The sequence below is a fragment of the Oceanobacillus arenosus genome, from assembly GCF_003369575.1.
Taxonomy (GTDB): Bacteria; Bacillota; Bacilli; order Bacillales; family Amphibacillaceae; genus Oceanobacillus; species Oceanobacillus arenosus.
The window spans coordinates 88,473-111,700 of record NZ_PIOC01000017.1; the positions used below are offsets into that span (position 1 = coordinate 88,473).

Genomic DNA, 23,228 nt, shown 5'->3' on the forward strand with positions numbered 1-23,228 from the left:
ATGTGGCGCGTATTATTAGTTGAAGATCAGCCAATTGTGAGACAAGGGTTAAAGGTTATCTTAGAACAAGACGAAAATATAAAAGTCACCCATCAAGCAGAGAATGGATTAGAGGCTATCAAGGCTTTGGAAAAAAATGTAATTGATTTTATTATGATGGATGTCAGAATGCCTGAAATGAATGGAATTGAAGCAACGAGAAGAATAAAAAGGCAATGGCCAAATATTAAAATCTTAATCTTAACGACTTTTAATGACGATGAATATGCATTACATGCACTGAAAGAAGGAGCAAATGGCTTTTTACTGAAAACATCGGAGCCGAAGAAATTAATTGAAGCAGTACATAGCTGTATGAATGGCGGATTAACGCTTCATGATGAAGTAGCGGCGAAAGTTATGCCGAGGCTGCTGCGATCTGCGAATAAACCAGAAACGACGATTGAGCTTACACCAAGAGAAATAGCGATAACAAAATTAATTGGCGATGGGAAAACGAATAAGGAAATTGCTGAGGCACTCTTTCTGTCTGTCGGTACGGTAAAAAATTATCTGACAGCAATTTTACAAAAAACAGGATTGCGTGATCGGACACAATTAGCAATTTATGCTGTAAAACATGATATAGAAAATCAATCATAACCTCCTCATTTCGATGTGGAGGTTATGCTGTTTTAAGGGAAATTGAATGAGGTCATCCCACACACAAATATTTTATGACTCAGGTCAGTATGCATTGCTATTGATTCATCGTAAACTGAAAATAACAGGGGAGGCGATGTTGTGTTAGAGTTAGTCGATTTATCGAAGAAGTTTAAACATATGTATGCAGTGAAAAATTTAAATATGTTTATTGAAAAGGGGGAAATCATTGGCTTGCTAGGTCCGAATGGAGCGGGGAAATCAACAGCAATTTCAATGCTTTCTTCATTAATTGAACCAACAGAAGGTGACGTACGCTTTCATAATAAGAGCATCATTAAAAATCCAGCACCATTGCGAAAAATAATTGGTGTCGTGCCACAGGAAATTGCACTGTATGAGGATTTGACTGCTGAGGAAAATTTACAGTTTTTCGGAAAAATATACCGATTAAAAGGGCAGCTATTAAAAAGAAAAGTCGATGAAGTATTAGAGCAAATTGGCTTAACAGACCGCCGGAGGGATATTGTCAAGACTTTTTCAGGTGGGATGAAGCGCAGATTGAACATAGGTGTTGCAATGCTGCATGAACCTGAATTAATTATTATGGACGAACCAACAGTAGGGATTGATCCGCAATCAAGAAATTATATATTGGAAACTGTGAAAAGACTCAATCAGGAAAAGCAGATGACTGTATTATATACGAGTCATTATATGGAGGAAGTGGAGTATCTTTGTGACCGTATTTATATCATGGACAAAGGAAATATGATTGCTTCGGGAACAAAAGATGAAATTAAACGAATATTATCTGCCGAGAAAACGATATTGATACAGGCTGAGTTATTGAATGATACATTTATCAATTTTTTACACGAGAATCCGACGATTAATCGAGTAATTAAAGAAGAAAAAGAGATTACGATTATGGTTCCGAAAGAGATTAATATATTTCCGATATTAGTAAAAATGGCAGAGGATGCGAAAATCGAACTTAACTCGGTCGATATCAAAATACCTACACTTGAAGATGTATTTCTTCATCTGACAGGCAGAGCATTAAGAGATTAGGGGGAGCTGGAATGGTTGGACAAATTATCAAGAAACAACTGTTATTATTATTGCGAAGCCGCGTACAGCTCCTATTGCTGATCGGCCTGCCAATCATCTTAATTGCAATACTGGGAACAGCATTATCCAGTTTTATGGAAGGTGGAACAGTAGAAATTGATTTAAAGATAGCACTCATTGAGGAAGAAGATGAGCAAGAACAGATTGACCGCTTTATAAGGGATGCTGATGAGAAAGGATTGCCAGCGGAAGCTGTAGCGGAAATCAGGTCGAGTGTCGCTCAGATTACGCCAATTCAAACACTTAAAGAATCGGTATTTGGTAACGAATCGATGGAGGATATTATCAAGCTCAAGTTAGCAAACGCTGACGAAATAGAGAAATTATTGGAAGATGGTTCCTATTCAACGATTATTGAGGTTCCGAAGAATTTTACGTATGACATGTTACATTTTTTAATATTTGCAGAGGATGTCCATCCGTCCTTAAAGGTGTATCAAAATGAAGCAGCATTAGGAGCGAGTATTGTTCAGGAGATGCTTGAGCAATACCAGGAGCAATTTACAATTGGTAGCTTTGTCAGTGAAAAGGGAATGGAACTGCAGGTGGCTGAAATTGGCGAACAGCAATTTGGTGAGATAATTTCAATTAATCAAGAGAAACCGACATCAGCAAGAGACTATTATGCAATTGGGATGGCAGTGATGAATGTCCTGTTTATTGCGTCGACAATTGGAACGATAGCATTCCAAGAAAAGAAAAACCATGTATTTAACCGAATCATTCTTGCTAATGTGTCACGCTGGATCTATTTTATTGGTATTTTTCTCTCTGGTACAATTATTGGTTTTCTCCATCTGCTGATAATTTTTGGATTTTCCAGAATATTTTATGGTGTCACTTGGCCAGATCTACTTGCCTTTTTTGCGGTTACATTGGCATTTGCAGTTGCTGTCGGGGGCGTAGCTGTTTTATTGACTGCCATCTGTTACAGGATTAATTCAGAGATGATTACGAACTTTTTCTCAAGTATTGTGGTCACAATCTTTGCAACATTAGGTGGCAGCTTCTTTGCGATTGGTAAATTATCGTCCTTTGTCCAACTGCTGGGTGATCTGACTCCTAATGGGGCAGCGATGAGTGCGTATTTAGGAATTATAAGAGGGGAAGGCTTAGCGGATATTTCCAACCATCTCTTATTCTTAATTATCTTTGCTGTTGTCTTAATTGTTGCAGCTGCATTTAGTTTTCCAAAAAGGGGGTCTGCAGCATGATTGGTATTTTTCAGGCAAAAATCAAAATGTTTATTCGCAGCCCATGGGTATTTGTGATGATGACGGCGATGTCCATTGGCTTCGCATTAATCATCGGCGGGACAGGTGCATATACAGCTATTACAGTACCAGTTTATACGACTAGTGAAGGTATTCAGAATTCAATCATTGGCGATATTCTTGAGGATTCAGATACCTATACATTTGTATGGTCATCTGAGGCAGAGGTAATGGAACAGCTATCGAGTAATAAAGCCGAAGCAGGAGCAGCATTGGGTGAGGATAATTTTCAAATGATAGTTGGTGTTGAAACGCCCAGTGCTAAGATTATTGAACAAACGATTGAAGAAGCATATGCCAAGCAAGCACAATATGAACATATCGTGGCAGCTTCAGGTGCAACCACAGTTGCCGGGCAAAAAGCAATATTAGATGAGTTGCAGGCATCAATTGCAGCTCCAGTGTTCAACATTGAAGTGGAAAACTTTAGAGGGGAAGATGCATTTATCTATGATAATACATTCCAGACATTATTTGGCTTCACGTTATTTTTCGCTATTTACACGATTGCATATAATGTGCTGCCAATTTTGGTGGAGAAGAAGGAAGGGATATGGGATCGCATCATTTTATCTCCAGTGAAAAAATGGGAAATGTACGTTGCAAATTTAGTTTATAGCTTCCTAGTGGGATACTTGCAAGTGGGGATTATTTTTTCTGTATTCCGTTTTATTATTGGTGTTGATTTTCATGGCAGATTTATCGAAACCTTGTTATTAATGAGCGTTTATGTATTTGCTATCGTCGCCCTATCAATTTTACTGACAGCGATTGTCAAGACGGTCGCACAATTTAATGCAGTGCTCCCGATAATTGCAGTTAGTTCTGCAATGATTGGTGGTGCATATTGGCCGCTTGAGATAGTAGAATCTAAGTTTTTAATAACCTTGTCGAAGCTGAATCCAATTACGTATGGAATGGAAATGCTAAACGGCGCTGTCGTCTATCAGTATCCATTGAAGGAACTATTATTTCCAATAAGTATTCTGCTCTTAATGGGCGTTGTGTTTATTGGTATTGGCATTCATTTGATGGAGAGAAGGCATATCTAATAATCCACTAGTAGCTATTTGCTTTTATCAAAGTTAGGTTCTAAATTAATAGTTGAAATAAACTGTGGATTAGGAGCAAAGTTGATTTTCGCTCCGGACAGTCGCTTTCCACGGGCAACGCAGGAGTCTCCTATCCTCCGCTACAATCAACAGCCATAAGAGAGGAAGTACTATCTCATTTTATAGAGAGATAGTAAAAATATTTCTTGCACTAACCCCAGCGAAGGGTATTTTTGGAGCGACTAGCCTGAGACCCCTAAGCACAATACTAGTACGCAGTTTATCTAAATCATACTGTATTAAAACTATTTCTAAAAACTACCATCTCAAATTACCTTCTCTCTATTATAGATTCTAGTATAATAGAACTAGAATCATAAGGGAGTGGCTGATTTGTGAAGAGAAAGAAATTTTGGTGGAGGCTGGGAATAGCGCTTCTTAGCCTTCTGTTTATTTTAGATATCATTGCTGGATTTTTCTTTTATAATCTAGCAATTGAGCGGAATATAAAAGATTTTCTCGTTGGTAATGCTGATTTAGAAGTTTCGGCTGAAGCGATGGATGTATTTATCGAAGGGGATTGGCGCACATGGGCGGCTAATCAAGATTTTGAGCAATGGGAAATGGAATCCTATGATGGTTTAAAGCTAAAAGGGTATTATTTGGAAGCGGAAGTGCCTACGAATAAAACTGTGGTTTTTGCCCATGGTTATCTAGGAAGTGCAAGTGATATGGCATTGTTTGGTCAATATTACTACGAAGAGCTTGGATATAATATGTTTACAGCTGATCTACGTGGTCATGGTCAAAGTGAAGGGGACTATATTGGATTTGGCTGGCATGATCGATTGGATTATTTAGGCTGGATCAATCGGATTGTTAAGGAGCTTGGTCCTGACACAGAAATTGTGTTACATGGTGTTTCCATGGGAGCTGCAACAGTGTTGATGACAAGTGGTGAAGAACTCCCCAGCAATGTAAAAGCAGTTGTAGCTGATAGTCCTTATACAAGCGTAGCGGATTTATTTGGCTACCAGCTTGAGCGTATGTTCCATTTGCCGAAAATACCAATCATACCAACAACTGGACTTGTAACGAAATTTAAAGCAGGATATTCACTAAAAGAAGCTTCGGCGCTGGAGCAGGTGAAAAAGGCAGAAGTCCCAATTTTGTACATTCATGGTAAGGCAGATGCATTTGTACCGACAGAAATGACAATGGAACTATATGAAAATACAAAGAGTGATGCTGAACTCCTACTTGTTGATGGTGCAGGTCATGGGGAAGCAATTGTAATGGATCATGATACATATGTTAAGAGATTAGAACAGTTTTTAGGCAAGTATGTGGTGGATTAATATATGTATATTTTTTTCATAAATTCATAGTAATTTTGATTTGCTTGTAATATTAGATAACTTGAGCTACAATGATTTGGATATATAAATATGATACGAACCACAGGGGGAGCATATTGCTGAGATTGAGTGGAGAGATCCACTCTAACCCTTTGAACCTGTTAGTTAATTCTAGCGTAGGGATGTGGATGAATATTAGAAAACTAAGGTAAAACCCAAGCTTTTAGGTGACAGCACTAGTTACACTTATTCGTTCTTATTTTTTTGCGTTTCCCCGTGGTTTCGATTAATCAAAGGGGGAATTTTTTTATGAACAGAAATCTAGTTATGATGATTGAGGCATCTTTTCTAGCGGTGTTTGCACTTATTCTAGACTTGTTGCCTTCGATTCGATTAACACCTGCTGTATCTATTTCTATTGCGATGGTGCCAATTTTTATTATGGCTCTACGCTGGGGGGGTTAAGGGTGGTGTTTTGTCGGGTTTTCTTTGGGGGCTATTACAGGTTGTGACTGGTGATGTTTACATTCTAACGATTTCGCAATTTTTTATTGAATATTTCATTGCGTTTGCATTTGTAGGCTTTGCAGGTTTGTTTTATCCTGTCGTTCAAAATGCATTACAGAATGGGAAGAAGAAGGCTTTGTCCTGGATCATTCTTGCAGTCTTTGTCGGTAGTTTTTCCCGCTATTTTTGGCATTTCGTTGCGGGAGTGATTTTCTGGGGAAGCTATGCGCCAGAAGGAATGTCACCATATGTCTACTCCTTCATCGTTAACGGCGGTGCAATGCTAGGTGCTTCGATTCTTTGTGCAATTGTTCTTGTAATCTTAATAAACGCAGCACCGATACTTGTATTACCCAAAACAAGCAATCAAATGTTGCGTGATAGTAAAAAGAAGGCATAATGCCTTCTTTTTTTTTTGCTGTCTAGGGAACTATAAAATTTGAATACAGTGGATAACTTAATTACTGAGAATAGCCACGTCCAGCTCCAGCGCTTAAGCGTTAGCGAGACTTCCCTTACCTCCGTACACAGCTCAAACTTGTTTTAAGCTTTTGTTCTTTCATATTATTTAATAATGAACAATTCAAACAGGAAATATACAAATGTTATGCATAAAATAGCTTTAAAACGAGATAGTTTTGCATAAATATTTATATTTATTCATAAATATGCTTGCAATCTAAATCACTTAAATCTATAATAGTGAATAATTCAAAAATACAGAGAAGGGGGATGGGAAAGTTGAAGAACGTAGCAATTATCGGTGGAACAGGCTATGGCGCAATCGAGCTAATTCGACTACTACATGCCCATAAGCATCTACAAGTGAAGAAAATCATATCACATTCACAATTTGGCGAACGGATTACGTCTGTTTATCCACATCTAACCGGGTTTGTTGAGGAGCCAATGGAAAAATTAGAGATTGATAACTTGATAGAAGAAGTGGATATAATTTTCTTCGCAACGCCAGCTGGTGTGGCGAAAGATCTCATTCCAAAATTTGCAGATTCAACGGTACAATGCATTGATTTATCAGGTGATTTACGTCTTCGCTCGAAGGAACAATATGAACAATGGTACGGTAAAGAAGCAGCACCACAGGAAATATTAAATCAAGCTGTTTATGGATTATCAGAAATTTATCAAGAACAGGTAAAAGAAGCTAAAATTATTTCGAATCCAGGATGCTTTCCGACGTCTGCTTTGCTTGGGTTAATCCCCGCATTAGAGCATAACGTAATTACTCCAAATCATATTGTTATCGATGGAAAAACAGCTGTATCTGGTGCCGGAAGAACGCCAACAGCAACGACGCATTTTTCTGAGACAAACGAAAATATTACACCATATAAAATCGGCAAACATCAACATATTCCTGAAATTGATCAAACCTTATCAGAGATAGCCCAGGAAACGATTCATACCACATTTACCACCCATCTTATTCCGATGACGCGTGGCTTGATTTGTACGATGTATGCTGAACTAGCAAGGGACATATCGACAGAAGAGGTTATCGATCAATATCAAACCTATTATGTGAACCATCCTTTTGTCCGAATCAAGGAAATTGGTATCTTTCCGACAACGAAGGATGTTTACGGCAGTAATTTTTGCGATATTGGCTTGCATGTTGACGAGAGAACGAATCAACTAATTATCACCTCTGCGATAGATAATCTCGTCAAAGGAGCGGCAGGGCAGGCAATTCAAAATGCAAATTTAATGAATGGATGGGAAGAAACAGAAGGATTAGACGCAATTCCAATTTTTCCATAAAGAAAGGGGAACCTAGATGATTGCAACGGAAGTAAAAGATATTCGTAAAGTAGAAAATGGCCATGTCACGATGCCGAAAGGATTTTCCGCAGGTGGGCTGCATTGTGGAATAAGGAGAAAAAGATTAGATTTTGGTTGGATCCATTCTGATAATCCTGCGACGACAGCAGGTGTATACACATTAAATGCCTTTCAAGCAGCACCATTGAAGATAACGAAGGAATGTATTAATAAAGGGCAGCTAATCCAGACGGTAGTCGTTAATTCTGGAAATGCGAATTCATTCACTGGTAAGCAAGGTTTATTGGATGCACTAGAAATGCAGGAATTGACTGCGAAGAAAATGGGGGTGGCCCTTGAGCATGTTGCTGTAGCATCCACAGGTGTGATTGGCGTATCCTTGCCAATGGACAAAATACGTACTGGGATTGAGGAGATGGGCAATCCAGAGCATGCTGGTGTAGAAAATTTTGAAGAGGCAATTTTAACAACCGATACAGTGACAAAGCACGTGGCAGTACAATTGGAAATTGACGAAAAAATAATTACAATAGGTGGAGCTGCAAAGGGATCGGGAATGATTCATCCCAATATGGCGACGATGCTTGGCTTTATTACAACGGATGCCGCGGTTGAGCCGGATAGTTTACAACATGCTTTACGTACCGTCGTTGATAAGTCATTTAATATGATCACGGTTGATGGCGATAGTAGCACAAATGATATGGTACTGCTCATGGCGAATGGACAGCAGGAGAATATGCCATTAAACGAAGCACATCCGAAGTGGTCATTATTTTTACAGGCTTTACAAATGGTAAGTGAGGGATTATCCAAGTCAATTGCTAGGGACGGGGAAGGTGCTACTAAATTGATCGAAGCGAATGTAAAGGGCGCACCATCAGAACTTGCGGCAAAGCAGGTGGCAAAAGCAATCATTTCTTCTAACTTAGTGAAAACAGCAGTATATGGCGCAGACCCCAACTGGGGGAGAATCATCACTGCGATCGGATACAGTGAACAACCGATTGATCCAGATAAAATATGTGTCTCCCTTGGAGATATTGAGGTTGTAAAAGATGGCTGTCCAGTTGTTTTTGATGAAAGTGATGGAAAACGCTATTTAGAAAAGGATACGGTGTTGCTGAATGTTGATTTACAAAATGGATTAGGGGAAGCAACTGCATGGGGCTGCGATCTAACCTATGATTATGTAAAAATAAATGCTTCTTACCGGACGTGAGGTGACCGTGTTGAATGTCATTATTTTGAAAATCGGTGGAAGTATTTTGGCTAAACTCCCAAGTACTTTTTACGAGATGCTCGCCGAATTAAAGAGATCCCGTCAATGTGAACCAATTATCGTTCACGGTGGTGGGCCGGAAATTAATCAAGCATTAGCACGAATGCAGGTTGAAAGTACGTTTATTGATGGATTACGTGTAACGACGAAAGAAGTATTGGACGTTGTAGAAATGGTCATGAGTGGCTCCATTAATAAGAAAATCGTCACCGACTTGCAAAAGGCTGGAACGGGGGCAATTGGGCTTAGTGGTGTCGATGGTTCACTGCTGCAGTCGGAACCTTTCGATGAAACGGGGAAAATGGGCTTTGTAGGAAAAGTAACGGATGTCAATACTTCGCTACTCAAGCATCTCATGAGTTATGGTGCCATTCCAGTTATTTCACCGATTGGGATGGATGCGTCGGGCCAACATTATAATATCAATGGTGATATTGCCGCAGCAGCTGTCGCTAGTGCCATGAAGGGAAGACTCGTATTGATTAGTGATATCCCTGGGGTAATGGAAAAAATTAATAATGAGGCAATTGTTCATAAATATCTTACGCAATCAAAAATAGAAGACTTAATTGTTTCAGGCGTAATCCACGGTGGGATGATTCCAAAGGTCCGTTCAGCTTTACAAGGGTTAGCGGAAGGAGTAGAAGAATCGATCATTATCAATGGACTTACACCAATTGATTTAAAGAAATATATTCATGGCGAAGAAGTAGGAACTAAAGTAATTAAGGAGGAGGTTTACCATGTCTGAAGCTTTAGTGGAAACATCAGCAGTCATCAATACGTATAATCGGTTTCCTGTAACAATCGTCAAAGGAAAAGGGAGTTATGTTTGGACAGATAGCAATGCTAAATATTTGGATTATACTTCGGGCATTGCTACATGTAATTTAGGGCATGTCCCAGAAAAAGTACAAATAAAAGTGAAAGACCAATTAGACCTTCTGTGGCATTGTTCCAATCTGTATGATATTCCTGCTCAACAAGAACTTGCGCAACTGTTGGTCGATAATAGTCGCTTTGATAAAGCATTCTTCTGTAATAGTGGTGCAGAGGCAAATGAAGCGGCAATAAAAATTGCGAAAAAGTATGCAAAGGATCATGGAAACGATCAGCGGGTAGAAATTGTTACTTTCAGCAATTCATTTCACGGGAGAACAGGAACAACGATGGCAGCAACAGCACAAGCAAAAATCCACGAAGGGTTTACACCATTAACACCCGGATTCCGCTATTTAGCTTTAAATGATCCCGATGCACTTGAGGTAATTGATAATGGAAAAACAACTGCAGTACTGCTCGAACTTGTTCAAGGGGAAGGTGGCGTAAACCCTGTTGATAGTTCTTGGATTAAGCAGCTGGAAGCAATTTGCAAACAGCATGATATTTTACTGATGGTAGATGAGATTCAAACAGGGATGGGCAGAACCGGTTCATTATTTGCTTATGAGCAATTTGAAATTGAACCCGATGTGATGACATTGGCAAAAGGGTTAGGCTCAGGAATCGTAATCGGAGCATTGATTGTTAAAGATTCAGTTGCAGAATCATTCCAGCCTGGCACCCACGGCAGTACGTTTGGTGGCAATCCTATTGCAATGTCTGCGGGAATAGCAACAATAGAAACCATGTTGGATAAAGACTTTTTATCTAATGTTAAAGAGAAATCGGAATGGTTTTTAGGCAGTCTTAATGAATTACAAGAATCACATTCTAGTATCAAAGAAATTAGAGGTTTAGGGTTGTTAATCGGTGTGCAAATGACTAGTGAAGCAGGAACCTGGATAACGAAATTTAGAGAAAAAGGAATTCTTGTCCTATCAGCAGGCAGCAATGTGCTGCGAATTTTACCACCATTAACAACAACAAAAGAAGAGCTCGCACAATTTATTGCTATTTTTCAAGAATTACTGATTGAAAACGAAAGAATATAAGTATTAATTTTTGTTTCAGCAAAGGGAGGGTTCACAACAATGGGAAAGCATAAGAATTTAAATAAAGTACTTGTGATTGGCTCCGGACCAATTGTAATTGGGCAGGCAGCAGAATTCGACTATGCAGGTACACAAGCATGTTTGGCATTAAAGGAAGAAGGAATCGAAGTTGTTCTCGTGAACAATAATCCAGCAACAATTATGACAGACACGAATGTTGCGGATCATGTTTATATGGAACCACTCAACACTCAGACATTAGAGAAAATAATTGCTAAAGAAAGACCGGATGGCATGATTGGCAGTTTAGGTGGGCAAACAGGTTTAAATCTAACGATCAAACTAGATGAAAAGGGGATTTTAGATAAATATAATGTTAAACTATTAGGCACTTCTGTTACGGCGATTCAAAATGGAGAGGACCGAGAGAAATTCCGCCAGCTGATGATTGCGATTGAAGAACCGATTGCCGAATCTAAGGTTGTGGAATCAATTGAAAATGGATTGGAATTTACTGCAGAAATTGGTTATCCAGTTATCCTTCGTCCAGCTTACACATTAGGTGGGGAAGGCGGTGGGTTTGCATATAATGAAGCAGAGCTCATCAATTTATTGGATAATGCGATAAACCTAAGTCCGATTCACCAAGTATTAGTTGAGAAAAGCATTAAAGGCTGGAAGGAAATTGAATTTGAAGTGATTCGAGATGCTTCTGATACATGTGTGATTGTTTGTGATATGGAAAACGTGGACCCTGTTGGTGTCCATACAGGTGATTCAATCGTTGTTGCCCCCTCTCAATCCTTAACAGATAGCCAATATCAGCTATTGCGGGCTGCCTCAATTAAAGTAATTCGCACATTAGAAATTGTTGGTGGATGTAATATCCAATTTGCATTAAATCCAGAGACAAATGATTATTGCATTATTGAAGTGAATCCCAGGGTGAGCCGTTCCTCGGCATTAGCATCTAAAGCGACAGGTTATCCTATTGCTCGGATTACAACGAAATGTGCAATCGGCTACCATTTAGATGATATGATAAATCCAATTTCAGGGGAAACGTATGCAACATTCGAACCGAAATTAGACTATGTCGTTGTTAAACTTCCACGATTCCCCTTCGATAAATTTACTGAAGCGGATCGGACGCTTGGTACGCAAATGAAAGCAACTGGGGAAGTAATGGCAATGGAACTTTCGTTTGCTGGTGCATTAAATAAAGCAATTCGATCCTTGGAAATGAATGTCACAAGTTTAAGCTGGCCGGGGATGAATGAATTAACATCGGCGGCAATTGTTGAGCTTTTAAAGAATCCAAATGACTTGCGTCTGTTTGCGATTGGCGAAGCATTTAGACGACATATGAATATTGAAGAAATCCGGCGTCACACAGAAATCGATGCATGGTTTTTAGAAAAGATTGCAGGAATCATTGCATGTGAGCAATCATTACAGAAGCTTGACTGGCCAGATGTTACAAAAGAAAAGTTATTGGAAGCAAAAAGCTTAAATATTAGCGATGTACGGATAGCGGAGTTGGTAGGAACAACAGCGGGGAATTTGCGAAGCTATTATAAAAAAATAAAGATGAAGCCAGCATATAAAAAAGTAAAATCTGGTGTAAGTGGGACGAATACCATTCACTCATATTACTACTCAACGTGGCAGCAGGAAGAAAGTGAAGTGGAGGTGGAGTCTGCACGTCCGAAAATACTCGTTCTTGGCTCCGGGCCTATTCGCATAGGGCAAGGGATTGAATTTGATTATTGTTCGGTTCATGCAGCCCAAACAGTGAAGAAGCTAGGTTATGATGCCGTAATTATTAATAATAATCCAGAAACAGTTAGTACAGATTATTATGTTGCGGACGATTTATACTTTGAACCGCTAGCGATTGAAGATGTGCTCACTGTTATCGAAAAAGAAGACATTGCTGGTGTACTCATTCAATTCGGCGGACAAACCGCAATTAATTTAGCAAATGATTTAAGGACGGAAGGTGTCCATATTTATGGAACCACTCCAGAACAGATTGATCAAATGGAGGATAGGGAACAATTCTATGGCGTATTAGAACAGTTGGAAATTCCTCATATAAATGGAAGAATTGTTCATACTGCAGAAGAACTATCAACTTCAATAAAGGAATTAGGATTTCCTGTATTGATTCGACCATCCTATGTGATTGGCGGACAATCGATGTTTATTTGTAATAAGGAAGAAGAATTAAGAGGCTATGTAGAGCGAATTCAAAAAGATACATTTAATCGTTGTTGGCCGTTGCTAATTGATTCGTATTTACCGGGATTGGAATGCGAAATGGATGTAATCAGTGATGGAAGCAATATTGTCATCCCTGGAATAATGGAACATATTGAAAAAGCTGGTGTCCATTCGGGCGATAGCATCAGTGTGTTTCCGCCTATTACCATTACAGAACAGATGAAAGATCAAATGGTTGAGATGGCATCTAAGATAAGTAAGACCGTGCCAATTATTGGTATAATGAATATTCAGTTCGTTATTCACCAAGATATTATCTATGTACTAGAGGTGAATCCTCGTTCATCAAGAACGGTGCCGCTCATGAGCAAAGTTACAGGTATACCAATTATTGAATGGGCAGTTAGGGCCCAACTCGGGACGTCGATTGGTGAGATTACAGAGGAAAGGAATTTGTTGCCAGAGCCGAATTATATGACAATTAAAGCACCGATTTTCTCAGCAAGCAAATTAAAGGGTGTTGACCATGTACTTGGACCAGAAATGAAATCAACCGGTGAAATTATCGGGTTAGGTTGGACTAAAAATCAAGCTTTGAAAAAGGTTGCTTCGTATATTGGTAACATTGAGGAAAAAGGTATGGAGTCGATTCAATTATTTGTTTCAATTTCAGATCGAATGAAACAAGCGAGTCTTGATTTAATTCATGAATTTGTTAAGCTCGGATCGAATATCACAGCAACAGAAGGTACTGCTAAATTTTTAGCGGAAAACGGAATCCATACGAGTAAAATGATGAAGAATAAAAAGGATTTACTGCAACACTGGCATGACAAAGCCCCTGATATAGTACTAAATATCCCTAATCAGGGAAGGGAAAAGGAAAAAATTGGTTTCTATATACGTGAATTGTCTGTGAGGTATCAAACGCCATACTTTACTAGTTTGGAAACATTACAAGCAATGTTGGATTGCCAGCGGAATCAAAATGTGGTGGCAATTCCATTGTCAATTCAAAATTATTTAGATCAACTATCTGTGAAAAACTAATAATATGGATGTAAAAAGTGAGGATGAAACCCTCACTTTTTACATATTTACAAATACTTCTCAAACCAACGGCAAATTTGCTCAAGTCTCGCGATTCGCATCATTGGATCACCGCTCCTGCTCAATTCATGGTCTGCACCAGGAAAGCGAACAAATTCCACATCTTTTCGTAGATGCTTCAAGGCAATAAATAGCTGTTCACCTTGTTCGATTGGACAACGGTAATCCAATTCGCCATGTAAAATTAATAATGGCGTCTCCACTCTGTCTGCATATTTCAAAGGAGAGAAGTCCCATAATTTTGCGGGATCTTCTAATAAGTGATGCCCAAGCTCCCATTTCGTAAAGAAGTAACCTATATCACTTACACCATAAAAGCTTAGCCAATTAGAAATGGAGCGCTGTGTTACTGCTGCCTTAAAACGATTTGTATGACCGACAATCCAGTTTGTCATGAATCCGCCATAGCTACCACCAGTGACACCTAGTCGATTTTTATCAATATATGCATAATGATCCAATACATAATCAACTGCATCCATTAAATCCCCATAGTCCCGCCCCCATAGTCCGAACGAACGGCATCAACAAATGTTTGCCCATAACCATGACTCCCTCGAGGATTCGTATATAACACTACATATCCCTTTGCGGCGAGTAATTGAAGCTCATGGAAGAACGTTTGCCCATACATGGCATGCGGCCCACCATGAACTTCCAAAATGAATGGGTATTTCTTATCTTCTTCAAATCCGTATGGTTTAAGGAGCCAGCCTTGAATTTCCCAGCCGTCTTCAGTAGGAATTGTGATGGTTTCTGGGGCAATCACTGCAACTTCGTCGAGAAATGCCGCATTCGCGTTCGTTAAACGTGTTAACTTTCTATCATTTCCTAATCGATAGAAGTTGCAAGGATTGGTTGGTGTGCTAATTCCCAAAATAAACGATTCTGAATTGGCATCATAAGAAAATCCAAATACATGATTGTCATCTTTATAAAGGATAGTTAATTCATGGTCGAGTGTAACTTGATAAAATCCAGTTGCGCCAAAATCGGTAGCAAGAAAGAACAATCTATTCTCATCCTTGGACCATATCGGACCATTTGTTGATTGACCTAATCTCGTATCACCGGCCATTGCATCCCCGAGCTCGAAATCCCATGTCTCGCTAAGACAGGTTCGTTTACCAGTTGTGATATCAAAAACGTAGATTTCACTCAGTGTAGCACCATCATATTGGTACTCATGACCAAAACTGGAAATTTTATTTCCGCTTGGTGAGAAGTGAGCATTGTAGTAGCTTCCTTTGCTATCCGTTAATTTTGACTGCTTTTTGGTTGAAAGATTGAAAAGAAATAAATCATTTGTATTTTCATAATCTGCATCGGGATTTAAATTTGCAGTAAAAAGTATTTGACTGCTATCAGGTGAAATATCCTGGATTCCATGGTCTGCATCATTTGTAGTAAGTTGAGTGTATATTTTTTCCTCGATATCATAAAGGATGATTTGTGTCCGTTTATGATCATGGAATCCTTTGCCGTTTGATTTATATTGTAAACGATCGACAACTAACGGCTCTTTCTTTTTCTTCTCAAGCTCTTGTTGGCGCTCCTCTTTGGACAGTTCTGTTTGATTCTGAACATCATCTTCTAAATCGAGGGAAGCGCTAAACAGAATATATTTTCCATTCTTCGACCACATTGGGTTACCCGCTCCATTATTAAATGTCGTGAGCTGCTGTGCTTCACCGCCGTCTGCACGTATAAGCCAGAGCTGGTCTACCCCACTGCGATTTGACTGAAAAACAGCTGATCTTCCATCGGGCGAGAATCTTAGATTGCTATTCTTATCATGACCGAACGTCCATTGTTTTCTTTCTTTCTCGCCTATATTTTGAAAAAATACATTTGATTCGTATTCATTATTTTCGTTGATAATTGTAGACACATATGTATATGCATTACCATCCGGAGTAAATTGTGGGTCACTAAAGACCTCTATTCTAGTAAAATCTTCTGCTGTTATCGCACGTTTGCGATTGATCATAATCAATCCTCCTAATTATCTGAACTTTACATCATTCTAAACTATTTCGGGTTACGAATCAATTAGATTGTCATGATGAGCTGTATCTAATTGCATTAAAAACCGTTTTAATTGTTTTGGAGAATGAAAGATTAGAATGGTTTTATCATGAATCTGATTTAGTTCCTGATAAATAGCAGGTGCCTGATTGCTGTTAAACCTTAAAACCCAGATGAAAAACTCCCAATCGATTTTTTCTGGACAATCCTTGCCCGTGTCTGGTCTTGTTTTATTACGATATTGAATTCTGCGCTTGATTATTCCATATAAGTAGCGAATCGTTCGATAATGTAAGAAGATGATAGTATCTGCTTGCTGTAACCGCGAATCTATCGTCCTGCTATAATTTCCATCGATTATCCATGCATCCTCGTCCAAAATCTTCTGCTGTTCTGCATTGAAAACTTCACGGTCGAGTGCTTGCCAGCCTGGTTGCCAGTGGATTGCATCGAGATGATAGACTGAGATATTCAAGAATGTGCCGAGCTTTTTTGCTAATGTTGACTTTCCAGCTCCACTACCGCCGAGTATTGCTATTTTCTTCATAGAAGCTAACCTCCCTGTCATAGAATTGAAAAAAGAGTGACTCATTTTGGAATCACTCCTTTCATTTTAGCTTAGGATACTACAAAATTGGACGCTGTGGATAACTTAATTACCGAGAACAGCCACGTCCAGCGCAGGCGCCCGTTCTTCAAATCGTTTGTGTTGCTTTATTCACGTTAATATGGGCATCTTTTTCATATGCTGCTTGTAATTGCTTTGTTACTTTACCGGGTTTTCCAGTACTGATTTGGGTGTTATCTACTTTGACAATTGGCATTATTTCTGAGGTGCTGCTTGATAAGAAGAGCTCATCCGCCAAGCTGATATCTTCAACTGTAAATCCATCTTCATGGAATGGGATATTCAGCTCGTGGGCAAAGCGTTCAATTGCCATGCGAACACAACCATGCAAAATATGATTTGTTGCTGGATGGGTATAGATTTCTTCATTCTTAACTAGATACACATTTGAAGAACTGCATTCTGTTACAAGGCCATCTTTGTGCAAAATCGCTTCATAGCATCCATTTTCTTTTGCTGTTTGCTTCGCTAATACGTTTGGTAAGAGATTTAAACTCTTGATATAGCAATTTTCCCAGCGAATATCTCGTTCAGTAATGGCATTCACACCGTTTTCAAGATTCTCCAATTTTCTTGGTAAGTCTTCGATATATGCGTAGATATTCGGTAGTACATCGATTGGGAAGACATGATCCCTAGGTGCAGAACCTCTAGTTACTTGCATATAAACTTTTCCATCTGTTTTCATTTTATTTTTATCTAATAATTGGAGTAATAGGTTTGAAAGATCATCCTTTGAAAAAGGTAGGTTGATTTTTATTGCGGCTGCTGAGCGGAATAATCGATCGATGTGTTCCTCAAATAGATAATATTTTCCATTGTAAATTCGAATTACTTCATAAATTCCGTCACCAAATTGTAAACCCCGTTCCTCGAATGGATAGGATAAATGATCTTGATGAATAAATTTTGACTGGGTCATGATTATTGGATATACAGACATGCATAACACCCTCCTTAAAAAACCGTAAGTATAGTTTATCTTGATTGCTTAATATTGTAAATGATTAGTTTATCTTGATTTATCTGTTAGTTAGTGTATTAACCTACAGATTGAAAATTATTTCAAATGACACATTTAAAACTTCAAATTACAGTCGATATCAAGTGCGAATTAGTGATAATTATTATTTCAGAACTGTAGAGAAGTTGCTATTCACACAAAAGATCCTATTCCTTCACTTCAATCAACGTCGATTGTCAGTGGTAAGCTACTCTTTTATATGTGATTGTTTGCAACCCCAGCGGAAGAAATACACGGAGACTCCTGTGGGAAGAAGAGCCTAGGTGAGACTACGAAGTGCGATAGCGCGAGTAGGCTCACCAGCTCCCCGCGTAAAGCGTAGTGTATTTCTGGAGCGACTGGTCCGAGATCCTTTAGTACATTAAAGTAGTTCGCACTTTGTATCAATTATTGCCTGCCAGATTAGAAGAAAATATTCTTGCTTTAGTAGTTTAACTAGGGTTGTTACCTTAAGATAAAGTTGCCAACTCGGTTTCCAAATCAAGCAATAATTTTTAAGATAAGAGCCTGCTGTTAATATTTTTTATAATAACCTATTGATTTCTTAATATGGATTTGATATACTATTTCTTGTCATCAAATTAGCAAGTTAGTTTAATTGAATATGTTGCGGGTGTAGTTTAGTGGTAAAACCTCAGCCTTCCAAGCTGATGATGAGGGTTCGATTCCCTTCACCCGCTCCATACATATGTCTTAACGCAGTATTTCGTACTTAGTCTACGAAGTGTTGCGTTTTTTATTTACGAGTTAAGTGCAACTAAGGTTGTCACCTAGAAGCTTGATTAAACCCTCGTTTTTTAATATTATATGCATATGCTAGGGTATTGTTAAATCTATAGGTATTAATAGCTAGACTGGAAGGAGGGTGTGTTCATGCGTACCGCAGAACTTAAACAAGAGATAATCGATTATGCGAAGGAAATTGGCATCGATAAAATTGGCTTTACAACGGCAGATGTCTTTGGTGAGCTTAGAGAACGTTTAAGACGTCAACAAGAATTAAACTTTCAATCTGGATTTGAAAAGGGTTCGGTAGAAGAAAGAACAGAGCCGGTACGATTGCTTCCTGAGGCACAATCCATTATCTCAATTGCAATCGCCTATCCCTCCAGAATGAAGGATGCGCCGAGAAGTACAAAAGAAGAGCGACGTGGGATATTTGCAAGAGCCTCTTGGGGAATCGATTATCATGTTGTGATGAAGGATCGCTTAGAGAAACTCGCAGCTTTTATAATGGAAAAGATTCCTGATGCAAAAAATAAAGTAATGGTAGATACTGGTGAACTTTCTGATCGAGCGGTTGCAGAACGTGCTGGTATTGGCTTTAGTGGAAAGAATACATCAATCATTACGCCCGAATTCGGTTCGTTTGTCTATCTAGGTGAGTTGATTACTAATATCCCGTTTATACCCGATGATCCAATTGAAGACAGCTGTGGGGAATGTACAAAGTGTATGGATGCCTGTCCAACTGGTGCGCTTGTTCAAGGTGGACAATTAAATGCGCAGCGCTGTATTGCATTTCTTACTCAAACAAAGGATTTTCTTCCAGATGAATTCCGTACGAAAATTGGTAATCGAGTATATGGCTGTGATACGTGCCAGCAGGTTTGCCCACGAAATAAGGGGATTGATTTTCATACTACTCCAGAATTTGAACCAGTACATGACATCGCAAAGCCAAAACTAAAACCGATGCTAAAAATGTCCAATCGGCAATTCAATGAGACATTTGGTCATATTTCCGGATCGTGGCGTGGGAAGAAGCCACTTCAACGGAATGCATTAATTGCGCTTGGTCATTATAAAGATAGGACAGCGGTTGAAGAAATGATCACCGTGATGAGGGATGATCCGAGACCTGTTATTCGTGGAACAGCGGCATGGTCACTTGGGAAGATTGGAACGGACGAGGCTTTTGAAGCAATAAATAAAGCGATGGAAACAGAACAAGACGAACAAGTATTGTTTGAAATGAGAAAAGGTTTAGAATTTCAAGAAAGACAGGTAGCTAATTAATAATTGTAAAATAGGATTTAGGTCAAGCATCCTCTCCATATAATTGATATGGAGGGGATTTTTCATGGAGAAAATAAAAGCTTTTTGGTTGGACTTTTTTCGTCAGGAACAGAATGAGGATAGCTGGTGGAATCGAAAGAAAGCGCTATGGGAGGAACGAGGAGGGGAAATTGTTCGGATCGAGGGAAATGGTCGGGTATTTGAAAAGATTCGCTTCGATCATGAACAGCATGACCGATATTTAATCCATCTTACGTACTTAATCAAACAGGATAAGCATTTTCATATTGAGGAGCAGGTCATCCCATATCAATTTTCTATCAATTCACGAAACGAGATAATGAACCATGATAAGATAAAAGAAAGAGAAGTAGAAGAAGGGGAAATCACCTTTCCAGAACGTGAAGCAGAAGCGATTGTTGCACGTTTTTCATATGATCGGCTAGCAGCAGTTCAATATGCAGAGCGTTGGTGGAATGGCTATAATCCTGAGTATCATAAATTTACCGTCGACTGCACCAATTTTATTTCCCAATGCCTACGTGCTGGGGGGGCGCCGATGCATGGTGCAAGCGTTAGGGAACGTGGCTGGTGGTATGTGGGTAATAACTGGAGCTTCAGTTGGGCGGTAGCACATTCATTAAGATGGTATTTGAGTGGGTCGAGACAAGGACTACAGGCAAAAGAAATGATGGATGCAGCGAAACTGATTCCTGGAGATGTCATTTGTTATGATTTTCAAGGGAATGGCAAATGGGATCATAATACGATTGTTGTTGCCAAGGATGCTTATGGGATGCCGTTAGTGAATGCACATACGGATAATAGCAGGCATCGTTATTGGTCTTACGAGGATTCCACTGCATGGACACCGAATATCCAATATAAATTTTTTAGAATTAGTGGGGAGTAGTGGTATACTATTGGTTGAAATGATTATGGTTAGGAGAATGAATAAAGTGAGTTTACATGTCGTATTATTTCAACCAGAGATACCAGCAAATACTGGGAATATTGGAAGAACCTGTCTAGCAACCGATACAACCTTACATTTAATCCATCCACTTGGCTTCTCAACCGATGATAAAATGCTTCGTCGTGCAGGATTAGATTATTGGAAAAATGTGAATGTGAAAGAATATGCTTCAATTGAGGATCTTTACGAACAATATCCGAATGGAGAATTCTATTATATTGAAAATTTCGGTACGAAGCATTATACCGATTATGATTTCGGTAATTCAGAGCAGGATATATTCTTTGTATTCGGAAAGGAAACTACTGGAATACCAAAGGATTTACTAATTGGTAAAGAAGATAAATGTCTACGGATCCATATGAATGATAAAGTACGGTCACTTAACTTATCGAACACCGCTGCAATCATTATATATGAAGCGCTTAGGCAACAAGGCTTTCCAACCCTTACTTAAAATATGAAGAACCATAAAAATGATCCAAAGATAAAGACCACCAGGCGAGTTTATAGCTGGGTGGTTACCCCCAGAAGTTAGAGTTTTTATTATGCAGCTGATTGGCTGGATTGAGTTCGGTATTCGACTGGACTCAATCCAGCCAATTTTTCTTTTGATCGTTCATGGTTGTACCAGTAGATATATTCTTCAATCCGACTTTTTAATTCTTCATAGCTTACTAATTCTTCCCCATAATACATTTCTTGCTTTAAAATGCTAAAGAAGTTCTCCATCGAAGCATTGTCTGCGCAAGTTGCTTTACGTGACATACTCTGGAACACTTTATTTTCTTTTAATGTCCTCACCCACTGATTGTGCTGATAATGCCAGCCTTGGTCGGAATGGATGGTGGTGCGGTAGGTTGCACGATTCTTTATTATCTCTATTGTTTCTTCTAAAGGCTTCATGACAAGATCTAACGTTGGACGTTTCTTGATTTCATACGCAATAATTTCTCCGTTATAAAGGTCGAGAATCGGATTTAAATATAACTTTTCTTCGCCTCGGCACTTGAATTCTGTAATGTCGGTTACTAATTTCTGAAGTGGGATAGGTGTACTAAATCGGCGGGATAATCTGTTCTTTGCCACTTTTCCAACCTTTCCCTTATAGGAATTGTATTTACGGGATTTCCGCATAAATTTCACACATTTTAATCCTAGTTCCTTCATAATACGATACACTTTTTTATGGTTGATAGAATGTCCTAATTTCTTTAATTCTTTCGTGATACGTTTATAACCATAGCGTTCATGAAACTTTTTAAATAGATCTGTAATGATTTCTTTTATTTCTACGTCCGAATCTTCTCTGCCAAAATTTTTCACATGGTAGTGGTAGGTTGCTTCCGGAATGCCTACGACAAGGAGAATATCCTTTAATCGGAATCCTTCTTCTTTAAGTTCGAATGCCACTTTTGTTTGTGCTTTTCGAGAAAGGCATTGGGATTCTCCCGAAAAGCTCTCAACTTTTTTAGGTACGCATTTTCCAGTCGCAATAATTCAATCTCGCGTTCTAATTCTTCTTCACGTGTTAACTTCTTCTCTTCTTTTTTCTTTTGATTATTGGTTTTCTTAGACATAGAAGGTCGCCCCTTTGATTTTGGTTTCAGGCCTTCTATTCCTTGTTCACGAAATGCTTTCAACCAACGTACAATTAAGGAAGTGTAGTTCAATTGAAATTGAACAGCAGTTTCCTGATAAGAAGCACCTGTTTCTAACATAAATTGTACCGCATCTAATTTAAATTGAACAGAATACTCCTTCTTCGTCTTTCTTCGTTTTAATCCATCCATACCCCGTGCTTTATAGGAGCTCACCCAATTTTTTAATGGGGTACTACTAGGCATATTATATTTTCTTGCCAATAATCGATATCCAATCTTCCCATACAAATACTCGGTGACAAGTTTTATTTTAAATTCTTCACTATATTTGGCCATAAAAACACCCCCGAAAGTTAGATTTTCTACTCTAACTTTCGGGGGTCGGTACCCTGGTGGTCTTTTGCATATTAACGATGATAATGTAGACTCACTTTATCCCGTAAATGTCCGATTCGGTTCAACTAACAATCGGTGGGGATGGAAAAAAACCCACCGATTGAAGTTTCACTTTATTGATTTTTCTTAGGTACTCCTGGTTTAGCTTCATAACCGGAAGTGAAGTCAGCAATGATAAATGTAATGATGACACCGAATATTAACGCTAGTTTCATCCGTAAATCCTCCCTT

17 protein-coding genes, 1 tRNA gene, 2 pseudogenes and 1 riboswitch are annotated in these 23,228 nt (G+C 38.8%); of the genes and pseudogenes, 15 read left to right on the forward strand and 5 right to left on the reverse strand.

What is annotated here, in order from left to right:
* From CWR48_RS11120 to carB, 11 genes and pseudogenes are all read left to right on the forward strand, one after another.
* A complete protein-coding gene (locus CWR48_RS11120; protein ID WP_115773308.1) occupies positions 1-642 on the forward strand; it encodes a response regulator transcription factor in 642 nt (213 codons plus the stop codon).
* Between the two features lie 141 nt (positions 643-783).
* On the forward strand, positions 784-1,716 hold the full coding sequence (locus CWR48_RS11125; RefSeq protein WP_115773309.1) for an ABC transporter ATP-binding protein: 933 nt from the start codon (positions 784-786) through the stop codon (positions 1,714-1,716).
* 11 nt (positions 1,717-1,727) lie between these two features.
* Positions 1,728-2,990, forward strand: a complete 1,263-nt coding sequence (locus tag CWR48_RS11130) for an ABC transporter permease (protein ID WP_115773310.1) — start codon at positions 1,728-1,730, stop codon at positions 2,988-2,990.
* Complete coding sequence (locus CWR48_RS11135; RefSeq protein WP_115773311.1) at positions 2,987-4,102, forward strand: ABC transporter permease; 1,116 nt, start codon at positions 2,987-2,989, stop codon at positions 4,100-4,102. The genes CWR48_RS11130 and CWR48_RS11135 overlap by 4 nt, the downstream gene beginning before the upstream one ends.
* 395 nt (positions 4,103-4,497) lie before the next feature.
* Entirely contained in the window at positions 4,498-5,460 is a 963-nt protein-coding gene (locus CWR48_RS11140; protein WP_115773312.1) for an alpha/beta hydrolase, read from the forward strand.
* Between the two features lie 95 nt (positions 5,461-5,555).
* A riboswitch (TPP riboswitch) is annotated at positions 5,556-5,660 on the forward strand.
* A 109-nt stretch (positions 5,661-5,769) separates the two neighbouring features.
* A pseudogene (gene thiT, locus CWR48_RS11145) lies at positions 5,770-6,367 on the forward strand (energy-coupled thiamine transporter ThiT).
* Between the two features lie 341 nt (positions 6,368-6,708).
* Positions 6,709-7,749 carry an N-acetyl-gamma-glutamyl-phosphate reductase gene (argC, locus tag CWR48_RS11150; RefSeq protein WP_115773313.1) on the forward strand — a complete coding sequence of 347 codons (1,041 nt, stop codon included), beginning with the start codon at positions 6,709-6,711 and terminating at the stop codon, positions 7,747-7,749.
* Positions 7,750-7,765: 16 nt separating this feature from the next.
* Positions 7,766-8,992, forward strand: coding sequence for a bifunctional glutamate N-acetyltransferase/amino-acid acetyltransferase ArgJ (argJ, locus tag CWR48_RS11155; protein ID WP_115773314.1), 1,227 nt, complete (start codon positions 7,766-7,768; stop codon positions 8,990-8,992).
* Positions 8,993-8,999: 7 nt separating this feature from the next.
* Positions 9,000-9,803 (forward strand): acetylglutamate kinase, encoded by an 804-nt coding sequence (gene argB / locus CWR48_RS11160; RefSeq protein ID WP_342772455.1) that lies wholly within the window; start codon positions 9,000-9,002, stop codon positions 9,801-9,803.
* Entirely contained in the window at positions 9,796-10,986 is a 1,191-nt protein-coding gene (locus tag CWR48_RS11165; protein ID WP_115773316.1) for an acetylornithine transaminase, read from the forward strand. The genes argB and CWR48_RS11165 overlap by 8 nt, the downstream gene beginning before the upstream one ends.
* 39 nt (positions 10,987-11,025) lie before the next feature.
* The gene (gene carB / locus CWR48_RS11170) at positions 11,026-14,262 is read left to right on the forward strand and encodes a carbamoyl-phosphate synthase (glutamine-hydrolyzing) large subunit (protein WP_115773317.1); all 3,237 of its coding nucleotides are present in this window, start codon (positions 11,026-11,028) and stop codon (positions 14,260-14,262) included.
* A gap of 47 nt (positions 14,263-14,309) precedes the next feature.
* Here carB and CWR48_RS11175 read toward each other — a convergent pair.
* The 3 genes and pseudogenes from CWR48_RS11175 to dat all read right to left on the reverse strand — a co-directional run bounded on the left by CWR48_RS11175 (position 14,310) and on the right by dat (position 17,921).
* Positions 14,310-16,312: pseudogene (locus tag CWR48_RS11175) on the reverse strand (S9 family peptidase).
* A 51-nt stretch (positions 16,313-16,363) separates the two neighbouring features.
* Entirely contained in the window at positions 16,364-16,897 is a 534-nt protein-coding gene (locus CWR48_RS11180; protein ID WP_115773318.1) for a DNA topology modulation protein, read from the reverse strand.
* 148 nt (positions 16,898-17,045) lie between these two features.
* Positions 17,046-17,921: a D-amino-acid transaminase gene (gene dat / locus CWR48_RS11185; RefSeq protein ID WP_115773319.1), complete on the reverse strand. Its 876-nt coding sequence runs from the start codon at positions 17,919-17,921 to the stop codon at positions 17,046-17,048.
* A gap of 690 nt (positions 17,922-18,611) precedes the next feature.
* Between dat and CWR48_RS11190 the strand changes: the two genes are divergently transcribed.
* The 4 genes from CWR48_RS11190 to trmL all read left to right on the forward strand — a co-directional run bounded on the left by CWR48_RS11190 (position 18,612) and on the right by trmL (position 21,454).
* Positions 18,612-18,685 (forward strand) — tRNA-Gly (locus CWR48_RS11190).
* A 190-nt stretch (positions 18,686-18,875) separates the two neighbouring features.
* The gene (queG, locus tag CWR48_RS11195; protein WP_115773320.1) at positions 18,876-20,021 is read left to right on the forward strand and encodes a tRNA epoxyqueuosine(34) reductase QueG; all 1,146 of its coding nucleotides are present in this window, start codon (positions 18,876-18,878) and stop codon (positions 20,019-20,021) included.
* A 64-nt stretch (positions 20,022-20,085) separates the two neighbouring features.
* The gene (locus CWR48_RS11200; RefSeq protein WP_115773321.1) at positions 20,086-20,934 is read left to right on the forward strand and encodes an amidase domain-containing protein; all 849 of its coding nucleotides are present in this window, start codon (positions 20,086-20,088) and stop codon (positions 20,932-20,934) included.
* 46 nt (positions 20,935-20,980) lie between these two features.
* Positions 20,981-21,454, forward strand: coding sequence for a tRNA (uridine(34)/cytosine(34)/5-carboxymethylaminomethyluridine(34)-2'-O)-methyltransferase TrmL (trmL, locus tag CWR48_RS11205; RefSeq protein WP_115773322.1), 474 nt, complete (start codon positions 20,981-20,983; stop codon positions 21,452-21,454).
* Positions 21,455-21,543: 89 nt separating this feature from the next.
* Here trmL and CWR48_RS11210 read toward each other — a convergent pair whose 3' ends face one another.
* Together CWR48_RS11210 and CWR48_RS11215 are read right to left on the reverse strand one after the other, a co-directional pair.
* Entirely contained in the window at positions 21,544-22,410 is an 867-nt protein-coding gene (locus CWR48_RS11210; protein WP_170140748.1) for an IS3 family transposase, read from the reverse strand.
* Positions 22,374-22,937 carry a helix-turn-helix domain-containing protein gene (locus CWR48_RS11215; protein WP_115773324.1) on the reverse strand — a complete coding sequence of 188 codons (564 nt, stop codon included), beginning with the start codon at positions 22,935-22,937 and terminating at the stop codon, positions 22,374-22,376. The genes CWR48_RS11210 and CWR48_RS11215 overlap by 37 nt, the downstream gene beginning before the upstream one ends.
* Positions 22,938-23,228 lie beyond the last annotated feature (291 nt).